Source organism: uncultured Shimia sp. (assembly GCF_947493595.1).
GTDB lineage: Bacteria > Pseudomonadota > Alphaproteobacteria > Rhodobacterales > Rhodobacteraceae > Shimia.
Genome location: NZ_CANLRL010000003.1, coordinates 195,386 through 210,810 on the forward strand (window position 1 = coordinate 195,386; position 15,425 = coordinate 210,810).

Annotated in this window: 15 protein-coding genes; 10 read left to right on the forward strand and 5 right to left on the reverse strand. The window is 57.8% G+C overall.

Translation table 11 applies throughout. From position 1 onward, the window contains the following. Positions 1-30: 30 nt before the first annotated feature. Positions 31-1,368, reverse strand: a complete 1,338-nt coding sequence (locus Q0955_RS09775; protein WP_299423706.1) for an ammonium transporter — start codon at positions 1,366-1,368, stop codon at positions 31-33. Between the two features lie 25 nt (positions 1,369-1,393). After that, positions 1,394-1,732, reverse strand: coding sequence for a P-II family nitrogen regulator (locus Q0955_RS09780; RefSeq protein ID WP_164644704.1), 339 nt, complete (start codon positions 1,730-1,732; stop codon positions 1,394-1,396). Between the two features lie 259 nt (positions 1,733-1,991). Between Q0955_RS09780 and Q0955_RS09785 the strand changes: the two genes are divergently transcribed. After that, complete coding sequence (locus tag Q0955_RS09785; protein WP_299423709.1) at positions 1,992-4,169, forward strand: transglycosylase domain-containing protein; 2,178 nt, start codon at positions 1,992-1,994, stop codon at positions 4,167-4,169. Between the two features lie 32 nt (positions 4,170-4,201). Here the strand turns inward: Q0955_RS09785 and Q0955_RS09790 are convergent, their stop codons facing one another. Then, complete coding sequence (locus tag Q0955_RS09790) at positions 4,202-4,810, reverse strand: phospholipid-binding protein MlaC (protein WP_299423712.1); 609 nt, start codon at positions 4,808-4,810, stop codon at positions 4,202-4,204. After that, a complete protein-coding gene (locus tag Q0955_RS09795; RefSeq protein ID WP_299423714.1) occupies positions 4,797-5,546 on the reverse strand; it encodes a VacJ family lipoprotein in 750 nt (249 codons plus the stop codon). Before Q0955_RS09795 ends, Q0955_RS09790 begins: the two co-directional genes overlap by 14 nt. A 212-nt stretch (positions 5,547-5,758) precedes the next feature. Here Q0955_RS09795 and Q0955_RS09800 point away from each other — a divergent pair, with 212 nt between their 5' ends. The 6 genes from Q0955_RS09800 to Q0955_RS09825 all read left to right on the forward strand — a co-directional run bounded on the left by Q0955_RS09800 (position 5,759) and on the right by Q0955_RS09825 (position 11,651). Next, the gene (locus Q0955_RS09800) at positions 5,759-7,492 is read left to right on the forward strand and encodes a type I secretion system permease/ATPase (protein WP_299423717.1); all 1,734 of its coding nucleotides are present in this window, start codon (positions 5,759-5,761) and stop codon (positions 7,490-7,492) included. Next, positions 7,489-8,793, forward strand: coding sequence for an HlyD family type I secretion periplasmic adaptor subunit (locus Q0955_RS09805; RefSeq protein ID WP_299423720.1), 1,305 nt, complete (start codon positions 7,489-7,491; stop codon positions 8,791-8,793). The genes Q0955_RS09800 and Q0955_RS09805 overlap by 4 nt, the downstream gene beginning before the upstream one ends. Positions 8,794-8,867: 74 nt before the next feature. After that, a complete protein-coding gene (locus Q0955_RS09810) occupies positions 8,868-9,329 on the forward strand; it encodes a RidA family protein (RefSeq protein WP_294225356.1) in 462 nt (153 codons plus the stop codon). A 1-nt stretch (position 9,330) separates the two neighbouring features. Further along, entirely contained in the window at positions 9,331-10,089 is a 759-nt protein-coding gene (locus Q0955_RS09815; RefSeq protein WP_299423724.1) for a glycerophosphodiester phosphodiesterase family protein, read from the forward strand. Positions 10,090-10,164: 75 nt separating this feature from the next. Then, positions 10,165-11,352, forward strand: a complete 1,188-nt coding sequence (locus tag Q0955_RS09820) for a GNAT family N-acetyltransferase (protein WP_299423727.1) — start codon at positions 10,165-10,167, stop codon at positions 11,350-11,352. Beyond that, positions 11,349-11,651, forward strand: coding sequence for a 4a-hydroxytetrahydrobiopterin dehydratase (locus Q0955_RS09825; protein ID WP_299423728.1), 303 nt, complete (start codon positions 11,349-11,351; stop codon positions 11,649-11,651). Before Q0955_RS09820 ends, Q0955_RS09825 begins: the two co-directional genes overlap by 4 nt. Positions 11,652-11,689: 38 nt before the next feature. On the opposite strand, the gene Q0955_RS09830 is transcribed toward Q0955_RS09825, so the two are convergent. After that, on the reverse strand, positions 11,690-12,178 hold the full coding sequence (locus Q0955_RS09830; RefSeq protein ID WP_299423731.1) for a peroxiredoxin: 489 nt from the start codon (positions 12,176-12,178) through the stop codon (positions 11,690-11,692). An 82-nt stretch (positions 12,179-12,260) separates the two neighbouring features. On the opposite strand from Q0955_RS09830, the gene Q0955_RS09835 reads away from it, so the two are divergent. The 3 genes from Q0955_RS09835 (at position 12,261) to Q0955_RS09845 (ending at position 15,357) form a co-directional block, all read left to right on the forward strand. Beyond that, complete coding sequence (locus Q0955_RS09835; RefSeq protein WP_299423734.1) at positions 12,261-13,469, forward strand: FAD-dependent oxidoreductase; 1,209 nt, start codon at positions 12,261-12,263, stop codon at positions 13,467-13,469. Between the two features lie 9 nt (positions 13,470-13,478). Beyond that, positions 13,479-14,051 carry a 16S rRNA (guanine(966)-N(2))-methyltransferase RsmD gene (gene rsmD / locus Q0955_RS09840; RefSeq protein WP_299423737.1) on the forward strand — a complete coding sequence of 191 codons (573 nt, stop codon included), beginning with the start codon at positions 13,479-13,481 and terminating at the stop codon, positions 14,049-14,051. Between the two features lie 100 nt (positions 14,052-14,151). Continuing rightward, the gene (locus tag Q0955_RS09845) at positions 14,152-15,357 is read left to right on the forward strand and encodes a Hint domain-containing protein (protein WP_299423740.1); all 1,206 of its coding nucleotides are present in this window, start codon (positions 14,152-14,154) and stop codon (positions 15,355-15,357) included. Positions 15,358-15,425 lie beyond the last annotated feature (68 nt).

A 15,425-nucleotide genomic window follows, 5' to 3' on the forward strand; every position in this document is an offset into this window, starting at 1 on the left:
GGGTCAAATTTTCGTGTCTCTTGGGGCTGTTTAGCCTTTGGAGAACTCTGGGTAGGCTTCCATGCCCAGTTCTGCCATGTCCAGACCGTTGATCTCGGTCTCTTCGTCAACCCGCAGACCCATGGTGGCTTTCAGGATGAACCAGACGATTGCAGAGACAACCACGGTGAAGAGCCCGACCACAATGATGGCGTAGAGCTGGGTGCCGAGGGAGGCGTCACCGTTGGTGAACACAACCGCGATGGTGCCCCAGATACCAGCGATCAGGTGAACCGGAATGGCACCAACCACGTCGTCGATTTTCAGCTTGTCTAGGAATGGAACCGCGAAGACCACGATCACACCACCAACTGCACCGATCAGAGTTGCTGCGCCCAGGGATGGGGTCAGCGGCTCTGCAGTGATGGACACGAGGCCCGCCAGTGCGCCGTTCAGAACCATAGTCAGGTCCGGCTTTTTATACAGGATTTGGGTCAGGATCAGAGCTGCGATCGCTCCGCCTGCTGCCGCAGTGTTGGTATTGGCAAAGATGCGGGATACGTCTGCTACGTCACCCACGGTGCCCATCGCCAGCTGCGAGCCGCCGTTAAAGCCGAACCAGCCGAGCCACAGGATGAATGTACCCAGAGTGGCAAGTGTCAGGTTGGAACCTGGGATTGGAACCACACGGCCTTCTTTGTTGTACTTGCCGATACGTGGGCCAAGGATGATGGCGCCGGTCAAAGCGGCCCAGCCACCAACGGAGTGCACAACGGTCGAACCTGCGAAGTCCAGGAAGCCAGCCGCATCCAAGAAGCCACCGCCCCATTTCCAGGAGGCCTGCAGTGGGTAGATCACGGCGGTCAGTACGATCGTGAAGATCAGGAATGGCCACAATTTGATACGCTCCGCCAGAGTACCGGACACGATGGATGCGGTGGTGGCACAGAACATCAGCTGGAAGAAGAAGTCAGAACCGGTGGAGGCATAGGAGTAGTCATCCGCCGCATCAGAGGTGACACCAACCGCTTCCAGAACGCCAGGGCCCCAGACGCCGGACAGGATGCCGTCCACAGACCAAGTCCCGAGCGGGTACATCAGATTGTAGCCGATCAAGTAGTAGAAGATCGCCGCGAGCGAGAACAAAGAGATGTTCTTGATCAGCTGCATGGTCACGTTTTTGGAACGTACGAGGCCCGCTTCCAGCATGGCGAAACCTGCCGCCATCCAGAACACGAGGAAGCCACCCACAAGGAACAGCAGCGAGTTGAGAATAAAGACGGTGTCGGTGGAGGCGTTCACGCCCGGCACCGGACCTTCTTCGGCCAAGCCAAGACTCGGCAGCGCGATCAGCGCGGCGGGCAGGGCCAGTTTTGCGAGGGTAGTCATCAGTGTATTCCTTCCTTGCGGCGCCTTAGATGGCGTCTGCATCCGTTTCGCCGGTGCGCACGCGAATGGCTTGCTGCACATCCAGCACGAAGATTTTGCCATCGCCGATCTTGCCGGTCTGAGCGGTGTTGGTGATGGTTTCGACCACCTGGTCGGCCATGTTGGCAGCAACTACGAGTTCGAGTTTGACCTTGGGCACAAAGTTCACCGCGTATTCGGCACCGCGATAGATTTCTGTGTGGCCGGATTGGGAGCCGAAGCCCTTAATTTCAGTGACCATCATGCCGCGCACGCCGATCTCGGTCAGCGCCTCGCGAACCTCCTCCAGCTTGAACGGTTTGATCGTTGCGATAATTAGTTTCACCTTGTTCCCCTTTTGGCGGTGCGGGGAGTGCCCCGCGAATTTTGCACCTGCAGCAAAGCGCAGCAGCTGCCAAAAAACGAAGGTCCGGGGCGGATTTTTGAGCAAAAATTTAGTTTGAGAGGTGAAAAAATGGGCAAATTGAACGGTTTGCAAGAAAAATAGGCGGCGAAAGAATGGTTTTGCCCCATTCGGTGGGTCTACATCGGACCCCACACGCGCTAAAATGCTTGAAAAGAACATCCCGGGCAGTGGGCAGAGCATGAGTGATTCAAGACGTCGGAAACCACCTTTGGTGGCGGACAAGCGCTACACGCGTAAAGCCAGTAAGCCTGCGCGCAAGCCGACCAAATCCAAAGCCAAGCCTGCCCCTAAGCGTCCTGTGCGCCGCAAGACAACGCCCAAACGTCCCCGCAAACAGTCACGCAATCCTATTGTTCGGTTCTTCAGCAATATCATCCGCTGGATCCTGCGCCTGATCTGGACCATTGTCTGGCGCACGTCCGTAGTAATCGGCATCATGGTCGGCTTGGCTGTGACCTACGTCTACGCAACCCTGCCTGATGTGGACGAACTGCTGGATGGCCGCGCGCGTGGGTCGGTCACCTTGCTGGATCGTGACGACAAGGTCTTTGCTTGGCGCGGCGATCAGTTTGGCGGTGTGGTCACGGCGGACACCGTGTCCAAACACCTGAAAAACGCGGTCATCGCCACCGAGGACAAGCGCTTCTACCGCCACTTTGGCGTCAGCCCACGGGGGGTTGCGAGCGCAGTGCGCATCAACCTCAGCGAAGGTCGAGGGCCGTTGTCCGGTCACGGTGGCTCCACGCTGACCCAACAGACCGCGAAACTTCTGTGTCTCGGCGTGGAATATGACGCTAGCGCTTGGGAGAGCGAAGCGGATTACGTGCGTGACTGTCGGCGCGGCTCTTTGGGGCGGAAGGTGAAAGAGGCCGTCTACGCCATGGCGATGGAGGTCAAATACACCAAGGATGAAATCCTCTCCGTCTACCTCAACCGCGCCTATATGGGCGGCGGCGCTTATGGCGCGGAGGCCGCGTCTCAGCGCTACTTTGGCAAACCTGCCGCAAACCTGACCCCAGCAGAAGGCGCGATGATCGCCGGTCTTTTGACCGCGCCGTCCTCATTGGCACCGACGGCCAACTTGAAACGGTCTCAGGATCGCGCTGCCACAATTCTGCGTTTGATGAACGAGCAGGATTATCTGTCTGACAAAGACACTAAATATTATCAGGCCAACCCGGCAACCCTGTCTGCTGCGGCCAAAGCCAAGGCCGGTGGCTATTTTGCCGACTGGGTGATGTCCTCAGGACCAGAGTTCTTCACCCGCAACACCACCGAAGATGTGATCCTGAAAACCACCATGGATCCACGCATTCAAAAAGCGGCGGAGGATGGTCTCAAATGGGTATTTGAAAACAAGGTCCGCGAAGGCTCCAAAGCGCAGGCGGCGATTGTGGTCATGTCTGCTGACGGGGCGGTGCGTGCCATGGTGGGGGGGCGTCAGACCAAAGTGTCCGGTGCCTTCAACCGCGCCACGCAGGCCAAACGCCAAACCGGCAGTGCCTTTAAACCCTTTGTCTATGCCACTGCGCTGGAACGCGGTGGACATTATGATGACAAGGTGTTGGACGAACCGTACTGCCTCAACATCGCGGGCTCTGGGCAATGGTGTCCCAAGAACTACACCGGCAAACACTACGGCGAGGTCTCCCTGACTTTTGCCCTGATGAACTCTCTCAATATTCCAGCTGTGAAAGTCTCTGAGCGCGCTGGCCGTGAAAATGTGCGCACTGTGGCAAGCATGTTTGGCATCGAGAACGACCTCGCCGCAGGCCCGGCTTTGGCCCTTGGCGCCTCAGAAAGCAGCCTGTTGGAAATGACCGGCGCCTATGCTGGCATCCTGAACGGCGGCTCCTCGGTGACGCCCTATGGTTTGGTCGAGCTGCGCCTCTTAGGCGAAGACGATGCGCTTATGGGCACCGGTGGCGGCATTGGCGAGCGTGTGATCTCTGACGCGGCCGCACGTGAGCTAGTCTGGATGATGGAGAAAGTGGTCAGCGAAGGCACCGGTGGGCGCGCAAAAATGGACGGCTGGCAGGTGGCGGGCAAAACCGGCACCACCCAAGCGGCGCGCGATGCGTGGTTCATTGGCTTTACCAATGAATATGTCGCTGGTGTTTGGATGGGCTATGACGACAATACGCCGCTGACGGGCGTAACAGGTGGTGGGTTGCCTGCCGAAATTTGGCGCGAAGCCATGGTGCGTGTGCATGAGGGCATGGCCCCCACACCGCTGCCCGCGTTTACCCCCAAGCCGCAAAAAGCCCCCAAACAGCCCGCGCGACCGCGTAAAAATCAAGGGATTGATGGGGTTGTGAACGGTATCCTGCGCGACATCTTTGGCGGCCGGAATTGATCCGGCCTGCCGATTTGTGTCGTTGAGAGGGCTTAGCCCGCCTTTTTGAGGTCCTGGATCAGCCCGTTGATGTCGCCTTTGCGGCGATCTAGCATTGCACCAATTTCGGCTTTTTCAGACAGGCGCAGGCTGATGCCTTCGATGATCAGGTCAAAGAATTTGTTCTTGCCGGATTTGTCAGACACCAGAAAGGCCACTTTGAAAGGCTTCTGACCGCGCAGGGTCACTTTGGCGTTGACCTCATAGAAGCTTTTCACCGGACGTCCGCCGGTCACTTCAACCTTGCCGCCAACAAATTCATTGAAACGCTTGCCGTATTTGCGGGAGATATACCCCTGAAACGCCTTGGTGTAGCTGTTCAGCTGGCTTTTGCTCAAGCCGCGCGCATCGGGGCCAAGCGCAGAGCGCGCAATGATGCTCACGTCTCCGTATTTCACAAAGATCTTCTCAAAATCCTTGATCATCCGGTCCAGCGATTTGCCGGAAGAAATCACTTTGTTGATGTCAGCAACCGCTTTGTCGATCAGCGCTTTGGCCTGCGCATCGTTCAATGCAAAGACGGAAGAGGGCAGGGCCGCCACTGCGCCTGCAGCGGCAGATAGGGTGACGAAATTGCGTCGTGTGAGCTTAGAAATCAGCATAGGGATCCTCATACGGGTCGAACTCTGGGTCGACATAAGTCTCCTCGCCTTGGTTTCCAAGGCGGAACCGGCGGTTTTGCAGATAGAGAATGCGGGCTTGCGCATAACTATCCGCGCTGTCGTACAGGATCGAATCCACCGTAGCGTCATAGTCGTACCGGTCGCCCATCTTGTTCACGACATAGGCCACACCGCCAATGTAGCGTGTGGGTTCGCGCACAACGACAAAGAACGGATCAAGTATGACGTCCACGGCAAAGCCATAGGCGTCGCGTGTGGTTGATGGACCAAAGAACGGCATCTCCGTATAGGCACCTTCTCCTGCGCCCCATACATGCAACGTTTCGCCAAAATCGGTGTCATGGCGCTCCATTCCCGCCGCCGAGGCCGGATCAAACAGGCCGGCCACGCCAAAAGTGGAGTTCAGCACAAAGCGGAATAGCGACGAGCCGGCTTCCGGTAGCTTGCCTTGTAAGGTGTTGTTGATCACATCATTGGGCAGCGACAAATGGTCGGCAAAGTTGGACACGCCAGTGCGCACGGGCCTTGGAATGATGGTGCCGTAGCCGTTGGACGCAGGCGACAACAGGATCGTATCGACGCGCTTATTGAACTCATGGATGCGTCGATTGGCAGCTTCATTTGGGTCGTGAATGCCGGAGGGCGGGAGGTTGGATTTTGCGCATGCCGTCAGGGTTGTGCTGACACAGAGGGTCAGTACAATGGACCGCAACATTTTCTTAGGAACAAGTTTCAAAAGGCTACCATACGTCTTTCAATTCGCCACAACACTCCACCATTTAGATTAATCGATTGCTTACCCCAATGTCATAGTGATGTTCGTCACATGATGTGGCAGTTTGGGAACATAAGCCTGACAGCTCAACAGGCACAAGAACGCCGGACATCACATGTTTGTGGACAGGTCCGACATACAGGGACCGTTTGATGACCACACAAGCCAAAGAACGCGGGTTGCAGGAACTCCGCTCCGTCCGGGCGCAAAGTCGTGTCCTTTACTGGACAGTTGCCGTGTTCAGTTTCTTCGTGAACCTGCTGATGCTGACCGGACCGCTCTATATGTTGCAGGTCTATGACCGGGTGCTTGGAAGTGGCTCTCGCGAAACACTTTTTGCGCTGTCGTTGCTGGTCGTGTTTCTCTATGGGCTCATGGGATTGATTGATTTTGCGCGTGGCCGGATCATGGCGCGTGTCGGAGCCCGGTTTCAGGATGCTTTGGATCAACGGGTCTTTGATGCCTCTCTACGCCGCTCATCCGTGGGCAAATCAACGGGCTCGGAAACGGCGCTTCAGGATTTGGAATCGGTGCAACGTCTACTGACCTCGCCAGTCTTGACCTCGGTCTTTGACATGCCATGGGCGCCGCTGTTCTTCTTTGGCATCGCCCTGTTCCATCCTTGGTTGGGTCTTTTGGCGATTGTGGGCGGCGGCGCCTTGATTCTCGCAGCGGTCTTCAACCAATTTGCCACACGGCGCCACAACGAGCGAATGCTGGCCGCCACGCATAATGCCAATCGCATGTCGGCACAAATGCAGTCTGAAGCCGAGCTGGTGTCCGCGCTGGGCATGCGCAAAGCCGCCTTCGAGCGCTGGAAAACTGTGCGACGCATGTCGCTGCAAGAGACCATGAACACGGCAGATGTCGGCGGTGGCTTCACCACCTCCATCAAGACGTTCCGCCTGTTTTTGCAATCCGCGATGCTTGGGCTTGGTGCGTATCTGGTGCTGGAAGGAGAGATCACGCCGGGCGCTATGATTGCCGGCTCGATTTTGCTCGGTCGCGCACTTGCCCCCATTGAATTGGCTGTGAACCAATGGGCCGTGGTGCAACGCGCACGGAAAGGCTGGCATAGCCTTGCGGAACTCTTGGGGGCGGTGCCGCCAGTGCAGCCGCGCACGGAATTGCCCGCGCCTGCGGCCAAGCTACAGCTTCAGCAAGTCACCATCGTGCCTCCAGGCGAATCGCAGGCCACCCTTCGGATGATTGCGTTTGATGTGGTGCCTGGAGAAGCCATCGGCGTGATTGGTTCGTCAGGCGCCGGAAAATCGACTTTGGCCAAGGCCATCACCGGCGTTTGGCGCCCCGCAGGTGGCAAAATCCGTCTCGATGGGGCCTCTCTGGAGCAATACGATCCCGCAGCACTGGGCCGGTACATTGGCTATCTGCCGCAGCGTGTCGAATTGTTTGATGGGACAATCGCCGAAAACATCGCCCGTTTGGAAAAAGATGCACCGGCTGAGAAAATCATCGCGGCCGCGCAAAAGGCAGACGCGCATGAAATGATCCTGAAACTGCCGGATGGGTATGAAACCCAAGTGTCGGCGCACGGTGGCCGCCTGTCAGGTGGTCAGTTGCAGCGCATTGGTCTGGCGCGTGCCATGTATTCTGATCCGGTGATCTTGGTGCTGGATGAACCCAACTCAAATTTGGACAACGAAGGATCCATGGCGCTCAACACCGCGATCCGCAGCATGAAGCAAGCGGGCAAAAGCGTGTTGATCATGGCGCACCGTCCGGCTGCGATTCAGGAATGTGACAAGCTGCTTGTGATCGAGCAGGGACAAAGGCGCAGTTTTGGCCCCAAAGATGAAGTGCTCAAGGAAGTGCTGCGCAACCACAACGAGGTGCGCAACTCTATCGGGCCGGGAGGTGTGCAATGAGCGCGGACAAAACATGGAGCGCCCGCAAGCCACTTTGGATTGGCGGCGTAGCGTTGGCCACACTGGTGATTGGCTTTGGTGCCTGGGCGGTTGGAACAGAGATCGCTGGCGCGATTGTGACCTCCGGACGAGTGGAGGTGGATCGCAACCGTCAGATTGTCCAACACATTGACGGCGGGGTGGTGACCGAGATCAAGGTGGAGGAAGGTGACCGGGTTGAACCGGGTCAAATCCTCATGCAGCTTGATGAAGCCGAATTGACCTTGGAACTCACCGTGGCTGAAGGCCAACTTTGGGAGCTGATGGCGCGGCGCGGTCGCCTTGAGGCGGAACGGGACGAAGTCCAAGAGATTGTTTTTGATCCCGCATTGGTGGCGATCGCGGACAGTTCGCAAGAGGCCGCAGGCTTGATGAGCGGTCAAAGCCGTTTGTTCGCGGCGCGTGCTGACACGCTTAACAAAAATCTCGACCAGCTTGGCAAACGCAAGGCGCAGATCCAAAGCCAGATCGTTGGCATCGACGCGCAAAACATCGCGCTCACGCAACAACTGGATCTGATCAAAGCGGAACTGGCGGATCAACAGGCGCTGCTCGACAAGGGCTTGGCGCAGGCTACGCGCGTTCTCGCCCTGCGCCGTGAAGAGGCTTCACTGGCGGGGCGTGTCGGAGAGCTGCATGCCAGCCGCGCCCAGGCAGAAGGGCGCGTCACTGAAATTGAAATTGAAGCCCTGGCGCTTGCCAGCACCCGTCGGGAAGAAGCCATCACCACGCTGCGCGACTTGCGATACCGGGAGCTGGAGTTGTCTGAGCGCCGCCGCCATCTGATGACAAAAATCGAAAGCCTGGACATCCGCGCACCGGTTGCAGGTTTGGTCTACGGATTGCAGGTCTTTGCGTCTCAGTCGGTGATCCAACCTGCTGAACCGTTGTTGTATATCGTCCCGCAGGACCGTCCATTGATCGCCGCCGTTCAGGTGCCAACTATTCACGTGGATCAGGTGTATCCCGGTCAAACCGTTACGCTTAAATTCTCCGCCTTCGATCAACGCACCACGCCAGACTTGGAAGGCAGTGTGGTCCACATCTCAGCGGATGCTTTTCAGGACGACCAAACCGGTGGCTCCTTCTACAAGGCGGAAATCGAGTTGTTGGAAGGCGAGGTGGAAAAACTGCCTGCCGAAGCTTCGCTTGTACCGGGCATGCCGGTGGATGCTTTCTTCAGAACGCGAGACCGCACCCCTTGGGAGTATCTGACCAAACCTCTGACCGATTATTTTGTGCGGGCCTTCCGCGAAAGCTGACATGCATTTCGCGCTTTTCAAATGCGATTTTGCGGACTAGCGTCGCCGCAAACATCGCATATGGAGAGCACGTGATGAGCGCGATTGAAGCACGCCTGAAAGAACTGGGAATTACATTGCCGGATATGGCCGCCCCTGCGGCCAACTACGTCCCTTATGTGGTTGTGGGCGATATGGTCTATGTCTCCGGTCAGATCTCGATGACAGAGGCCGGCTTCACCACCGGCAAAGTCGGCGCGGACCTGACCACCGAAGAAGGTGTGGCCGCTGCTCAAACCTGTGCAGTAGGCCTTCTGGCAGCCCTCAAAGCCGCCTGTGGCGGTGACATCGACCGTCTGGTGCAAGTGGTCAAGTTGGTTGGCTTTGTGAACTCCACACCAGAGTTCACCGATCAGCCCAAAGTCATCAACGGCGCGTCTGATTTCATGGTTGAAGCGCTGGGTGATAAGGGCCGCCACGCTCGTTCTGCGGTTTCTGCTGGTTCACTACCATTTGGCGTGGCTGTGGAAATCGAAGGCATCTTCCAGATTTCCTAATATGCTCGACAAACGGTTCTTTGATGCGCCCATTGCGCATCGGGCCCTGCATGACGTCAACGATGGCCGCCCGGAAAACAGCCGGGCGGCCATTGAAGCGGCTATTGCGCAAGGCTTTGGCATTGAAATTGACCTGCAACTGTCCTCAGACGGGGTGGCCATGGCGTTCCATGACTACCAATTGCAACGCTTGGCCGAAGCCAAAGGCGCAGTGCGTCAGCACACAGCTGCGGCGCTTGGGGCCATACGCCTGATCGGTGGCGACGAAGGCATTCCCTCCTTTGCTGAAGTGCTGGATTTGGTTGCAGGCCGCGTGCCACTTCTGATCGAATTCAAAGATCAGGACGGCATCATGGGTCCCAACGTCGGTGACCTCGAAGCATCAGCGGTGCAAGCTGTGCAAGGCTATGACGGCCCGCTGGCCTTCATGGCGTTTAACCCCCACAGCGTGGCGTCTCTGCGTGATCTCGCCCCTGATGTGCCACGTGGGTTGACCACCGATCCGTTCCACGCCGAGGGTTGGCCGCTACTGGCCGAAGCGGTCCGCACCCGCCTGCGCGCGATCCCGGATTATGACGACGTTGGCGCTTGTTTCATCAGTCACAGCGTCGATGATCTGCACTCGCCGGTGGTTGCGCGGCTCAAAGCGCGCGGTGCCAATATCCTGTGCTGGACTGTGACGTCGGCCAAGCAGGAGCAAGAGGCGCGCCAAATCGTCGATAACGTCACTTTTGAAGGCTACTTGCCAGAGGGCAGCTAAGTTTGGCTGCCCAAAAAGTGATTTGTCTCGCGCCCACCATCGTAGCAGGTACACTACTGACAAGGAGGCGTGCGCATGGACGGCGATCCCATCGAAATCACACTGCACCAGTCGCTGGACAGCATTCCGGCGACTGACTGGGACGCCTGCGCTGATCCCTCACCCAGCGAAACTGGTCGCGCTGAAAACCCCTTTGTCACCCACCGGTTCCTCCGTGCGCTGGAGGAAAGCGGAAGTGTTGGTTCTGGCACTGGCTGGCTACCCCGTCACCTGACTGCCAAAGCTGGTGGTGAAGTCATCGCGGTCGCGCCGATGTACATCAAACAGCACAGTCAGGGCGAATACGTCTTTGACCACAACTGGGCCCACGCCTACGAACAAGCGGGTGGGCGCTATTACCCCAAACTGCAAACCGCCGTGCCGTTTTCACCGGTCACAGGTCGTCGCCTGCTGACCCGACCCGGCTGGGAGGCCACTGGCCAATCCGCGCTTGTGCAGGGCATGGTGCAGGTTGGCACAGACAATGGCCTCAGCGGCGCGCACATCACCTTCTGCACGGAAGAAGAGGCGCAAAACGGCCAAGAGATGGGCCTGCTCTATCGCACTGGACAGCAGTTCCACTGGCTCAACGACACCTACGCCAACTTTGACGCCTTCCTCGACGCCCTGTCCTCCCGCAAACGCAAAAACATCCACAAAGAACGTGCCCAAGCCCAAGCCTTTGGCGGCAGCATCACCTGTTTGACCGGTGCCGACATACAGCCCCACCACTGGGACGCCCTGTGGCGGTTCTACCAAGACACCGGCGCGCGCAAATGGGGCGCGCCGTATCTGACCCGTGCCTTCTTTGACATCCTCCATCAAACCATGCGCGACGACACGCTCCTGATCTTTGCCGAGCGCGACGGCGCGCCCGTTGCGGGTGCCATGAACATGATTGGCAGTGACACGCTTTTCGGCCGTTACTGGGGCTGCGTCGAGCATCACCCGGCATTGCACTTTGAATTGTGCTATTATCAGGCGATGGACTGGGCAATTGCGCAGGGGCTGTCTTCGGTGGAAGCGGGCGCACAAGGCGAGCACAAACTGGCACGGGGCTATCTGCCGGTGACAACCCATTCGCTGCACTGGATCCAAGACCCGGGCTTTCGCGACGCCATCGACCGCTACCTGCAAGAGGAGCGCGCGGCCATCAGTCAGGACGTCGAAGTGCTTACCAGTTACGGCCCGTTCAAACGCGGCAACGAGGAGGACCACGAATGACCGAAAAGCTCAGCCAAGCCGCCCGCGACGCGGTGCTGGACCCGTTGTTGCAAGGCGGCTGGACCTATTGCGACGACCGCGACGCGATCCGCAAGTCGTTTGTGTTTGAGAATTTTGTAGAGGCCTTTGGCTGGATGACCAAAGCGGCCATCTGGGCGGAAAAATGGAACCACCACCCGGAATGGTCTAACGTCTACAAAACGGTGGACGTCACCCTGACCACCCACGATGTGGGCGGCATTTCTGCCTTGGACGCCAAACTCGCACGTAAAATGGATGTTCTCTTCGGAGAGGCCTGACACGCTCGCGCAGCCCGTCAGGCCAGTCGTGCTCCAACTTAAAGCGCGGCAACCATGGTTTCTCCAGCGCTGATCTCGCAGGTGCCCGGCGCCTCTTCGACGTTCAGGATCTTGAACTCACCGTCTTCGATCATTGCCGCATAACGCTTGGAACGGTTCACAAACCCAATTGCAGGCACGCTGAAATCCAGCCCCATCGCTGTGGTGAGATCGCCGGTTGGGTCCGCCAACAGTGTCACACCGGCGTCCGCAGCGTTGTTGGCCTTGTCCCAGGCATCCATCACAAACGGGTCGTTCACCGATACGCAGATCACCTCATCCACGCCTTTGTCTTTCAATGCATCAACATTACGCATGAAGCTTGGTAAATGCGCGCTGCTACAAGTGGATGTAAATGCACCCGGCAAGCCAAACAAAACTACCTTGCGGTCTTTGGTCAGACTCTCAACTGAAACCGGCTCTGGGCCTTCAGCGCCGACCTTCATCAGCGTGCCTTCGGGGATTTTGTCTCCGATAGAAATACTCATCTGTGATACTCTCATTGCGTTTCCCTGACCCTGCGATATAGGCTCGCCACCGGCTTAGGCAATGGGTTTGAGGGAGAGTGACGTGACGCACGTTGTTGTGATTGGGGCAGGACAGGCGGGTGCCGCCTGTGTGGCCAAACTGCGCGCCAAGGGATTTGAAGGCGACATCACCTTGATTGGAGCCGAAACCGCACCACCATACCAACGCCCGCCTCTCTCCAAGAAGTACCTGCTGGGCGAAATGGACCTCGAACGTCTCTACCTGCGCCCAGAGAGCTATTACGCGGATCAGAACATCTCTCTGCGCCTCGGCACGACCGTCGGCGCTATCGACACAGCGGCGCAAACGGTCTCCCTAGCCGAGGAAACTCTCTCCTATGATCACCTCGTTCTGACCACCGGTGCGAGCCCCATTCGCCTGCCTGCCGCCATCGGCGGTGACCTTGACGGCGTTTACACCGTGCGCAATCTCGCCGACGTGGACGCCATGGCCCCCGAGTTTGTCAAAGACCGCCACGTTCTGATCGTCGGAGGGGGCTACATCGGCCTCGAAGCTGCTGCCGTCGCTGCCGCCAAGGGGGTGAAAGTCACGCTGGTGGAAATGTCGGATCGCATCCTGCAACGTGTTGCTGCCAAGGAAACCAGCGACTATTTCCGCGCGCTGCACAGCTCCCATGGTGTGGAGATCCTCGAAGGCACTGCTCTAGAAGACCTCGCTGGCGATGGTCGCGTGACCACGGCCAATCTCTCTGGCGACCGCGAACTGGCCGTGGATTTTGTCATTGTCGGCGTAGGCATCCGCCCTGGTACTCCTCTGGCCGAGGCCGCAGGCCTCTTGCTCGACAACGGCATCGCCACGGATGATCAAGGCCGCACCAGCGCGCCCAACGTCTGGTCCGCGGGCGACTGCGCCTCCTTCCCCTACAAAGGCACCCGCATCCGTCTGGAAAGCGTGCCCAACGCCATCGATCAGGCCGAAGTGGTCGCCGAAAACATCTTGGGTGCGGAGAAAACCTACGTCGCCAAGCCTTGGTTCTGGTCCGATCAATATGACGTCAAACTGCAAATCGCCGGGTTGAACACCGGCTTTGACACCATCGTCACCCGCGACAGCGGCACTGGCGCCACGTCATTCTGGTATTACCAAGGCGACACCCTTCTGGCCGTCGACGCCATGAACGCACCACGCGACTACATGGTGGGCAAGCGCCTGATCGAAGGCGGAAAATCCCCGGCGCGTGACATGGTCGCCGACATGACCAACGACATCAAAGACCTGATGCGTCTCTAAGGAGCCTACATGCGGATCATTGGCGGAGAATGGCGCGGCATCGCGCTTGCGGCAGTAGGCAAAGGCGATCAGGGCAAACACCTGCGCCCGACCACAGACCGCGTGCGCGAAAGCCTGTTCAACGTGTTGCAGGGCGGCAAGCTGGGCGATCCCATCACAGATGCCCGCGTGTTGGACCTCTTTGCTGGCACCGGCGCCCTGGGGCTGGAGGCAGTGTCGCGTGGGGCCACAACCGTGACCTTTGTAGATGACGGCCGCGTGGCCGGAGGGTTGATCCGCGACAACATCCGCAAAACCTGCGGCTCCGAACGCGCAAAACTGATCAAAGCCGACGCCACCCGCTTGCCGCAAAACCCGGATGCGCCCTATGACCTGATCTTTCTGGATCCGCCTTACGGCAAATCCATGGGGCAGAAGGCTTTGTCTCTGGCGTCTCAAAACGGGTGGATTGATCCAGATGCGTTGCTCGTTTGGGAGGAGAACACGCCACAGGTGGCGCCTGACAGATTCACTCAGCTGGATCAGCGCAAATATGGCGACACATGGATGACCTTTCTCGAGGTCGCAGAGCCCGCTCCGTAACGGCCAAGCTCCTTTGCCGTTGCGTCACATTTTGTTTTAGAGGTAAATTAATTCCTCTACCGCATACAGCTCCTCTCGAATTCTGCGCGCAGGGGGCAATATGCCACTTTCATTGGATGGGGTCATTTTTGACCAGATCATGCCGGACAACTCTGGCGGTGCTGTCTTGGATGCGGACAAGGACGGCACGGCAACTCAAGAAGACGAGTTTGTGTCCTTTCAAAACACCACAAATGCGGACATCGATATCTCCGGTTGGCAGATTTGGTCAGTGTCTGATGGCTACGGTGCACCCGACCAAGCCAAAACCGGCCTCGTGCATGAATTTGAACCTGGTACCGTCTTGGAGGGGGGCGAAACGCTTTGGGTGCTGAGCGAGATTACCGGTGACCTTCACTGGGCGGAAGAGGCCAGCGAAGGCGGCGTCGAAGCTGTCGGTGGCGGCTCCAACTTGATGACGGAAGGGATGGCGGACTCCACGTCAGAGTCGGTTGCTTTGGTTAACCCGGATACGGGGAAGTTTATCGTCTTCAATATGTCGCCCACTCCTGCGGACTACAGCGAGCTGGCCAGTATTGGGTTTCCTGGAACCATCGAATTAGGTCAGATTGACGGTGACAGCGTTCAGGATGATCCTGGCGGCGGTTTCTCCTATCAGTATGACCCTTCCACAGACAGCTACATCTACAAAGCCGCTTGGGTCCCATGTTTTGTGGCGGGCAGCTTGATTGACACGCCAAACGGTCCGCGACCGGTCGAAGACATCAAAGCCGGGGACCTTGTGTCAACAATTGATGGCGGACCTCAGGTCGTCTTATGGACGCGATGTCGCGACGTCGATTTGACCAACCTTGAAAACAAAGTGCACGCCCCTGTTGAATTTAAACCGGGCAGCTTGGGTCCTTGTCTTCCTGAGACGCCATTTGCGGTCTCGCCACAGCATCGCCTGTTGATGGTCAATCAAGAGGGGAACGAGGTGCTGGTGCCCGCAATCGGATTGCTCAGTCGCTCACATGTGCGTCGGAAAGCGGGGATGAAGTCCGTCCGCTATCATCACTTGTTGCTCGATCATCATGCCATTTTGTCGGTGCATGGCGTGGCGGCGGAAAGCCTTCTTGCGACCGAAAATCTGCTGCGGGAAGTGACCGGGGCAGATCGAAAAACGCTCCTGCACCATTTTCCCGAGCGTGCGCCTTTGCCATCGCCTGCACGACCCATTCTGAGCGTGAAAGAGACCAAAGTTGCTCGCGAATGGCAGTTGCGCCCGGCTGGATTTGTGCAGAAACAGCGCCAAATGGCGGGCTAGGTCGCAGAAAGTGGAGTGAAAAGTATCATTTAAAAACAGCCTTCTAGGCCTGCGTTTTGTGTTCTTGT

Bases quoted from the DNA above. Each gene is read 5' to 3' on its own strand.
- Q0955_RS09820 (WP_299423727.1), top strand. From the start codon at position 10,165: ATGGACGGCGATCCCATCGAAATCACACTGCACCAGTCGCTGGACAGC.
- Q0955_RS09785 (WP_299423709.1), top strand. From the start codon at position 1,992: ATGAGTGATTCAAGACGTCGGAAACCACCTTTGGTGGCGGACAAGCGC.
- Q0955_RS09775 (WP_299423706.1), bottom strand. From the start codon at position 1,368: ATGACTACCCTCGCAAAACTGGCCCTGCCCGCCGCGCTGATCGCGCTG.
- Q0955_RS09830 (WP_299423731.1), bottom strand. From the start codon at position 12,178: ATGAGTATTTCTATCGGAGACAAAATCCCCGAAGGCACGCTGATGAAG.
- Q0955_RS09845 (WP_299423740.1), top strand. From the start codon at position 14,152: ATGCCACTTTCATTGGATGGGGTCATTTTTGACCAGATCATGCCGGAC.
- rsmD (WP_299423737.1), top strand. From the start codon at position 13,479: ATGCGGATCATTGGCGGAGAATGGCGCGGCATCGCGCTTGCGGCAGTA.
- Q0955_RS09815 (WP_299423724.1), top strand. From the start codon at position 9,331: ATGCTCGACAAACGGTTCTTTGATGCGCCCATTGCGCATCGGGCCCTG.
- Q0955_RS09825 (WP_299423728.1), top strand. From the start codon at position 11,349: ATGACCGAAAAGCTCAGCCAAGCCGCCCGCGACGCGGTGCTGGACCCG.
- Q0955_RS09805 (WP_299423720.1), top strand. From the start codon at position 7,489: ATGAGCGCGGACAAAACATGGAGCGCCCGCAAGCCACTTTGGATTGGC.
- Q0955_RS09790 (WP_299423712.1), bottom strand. From the start codon at position 4,810: ATGCTGATTTCTAAGCTCACACGACGCAATTTCGTCACCCTATCTGCC.
- Q0955_RS09800 (WP_299423717.1), top strand. From the start codon at position 5,759: ATGACCACACAAGCCAAAGAACGCGGGTTGCAGGAACTCCGCTCCGTC.
- Q0955_RS09795 (WP_299423714.1), bottom strand. From the start codon at position 5,546: ATGTTGCGGTCCATTGTACTGACCCTCTGTGTCAGCACAACCCTGACG.
- Q0955_RS09810 (WP_294225356.1), top strand. From the start codon at position 8,868: ATGAGCGCGATTGAAGCACGCCTGAAAGAACTGGGAATTACATTGCCG.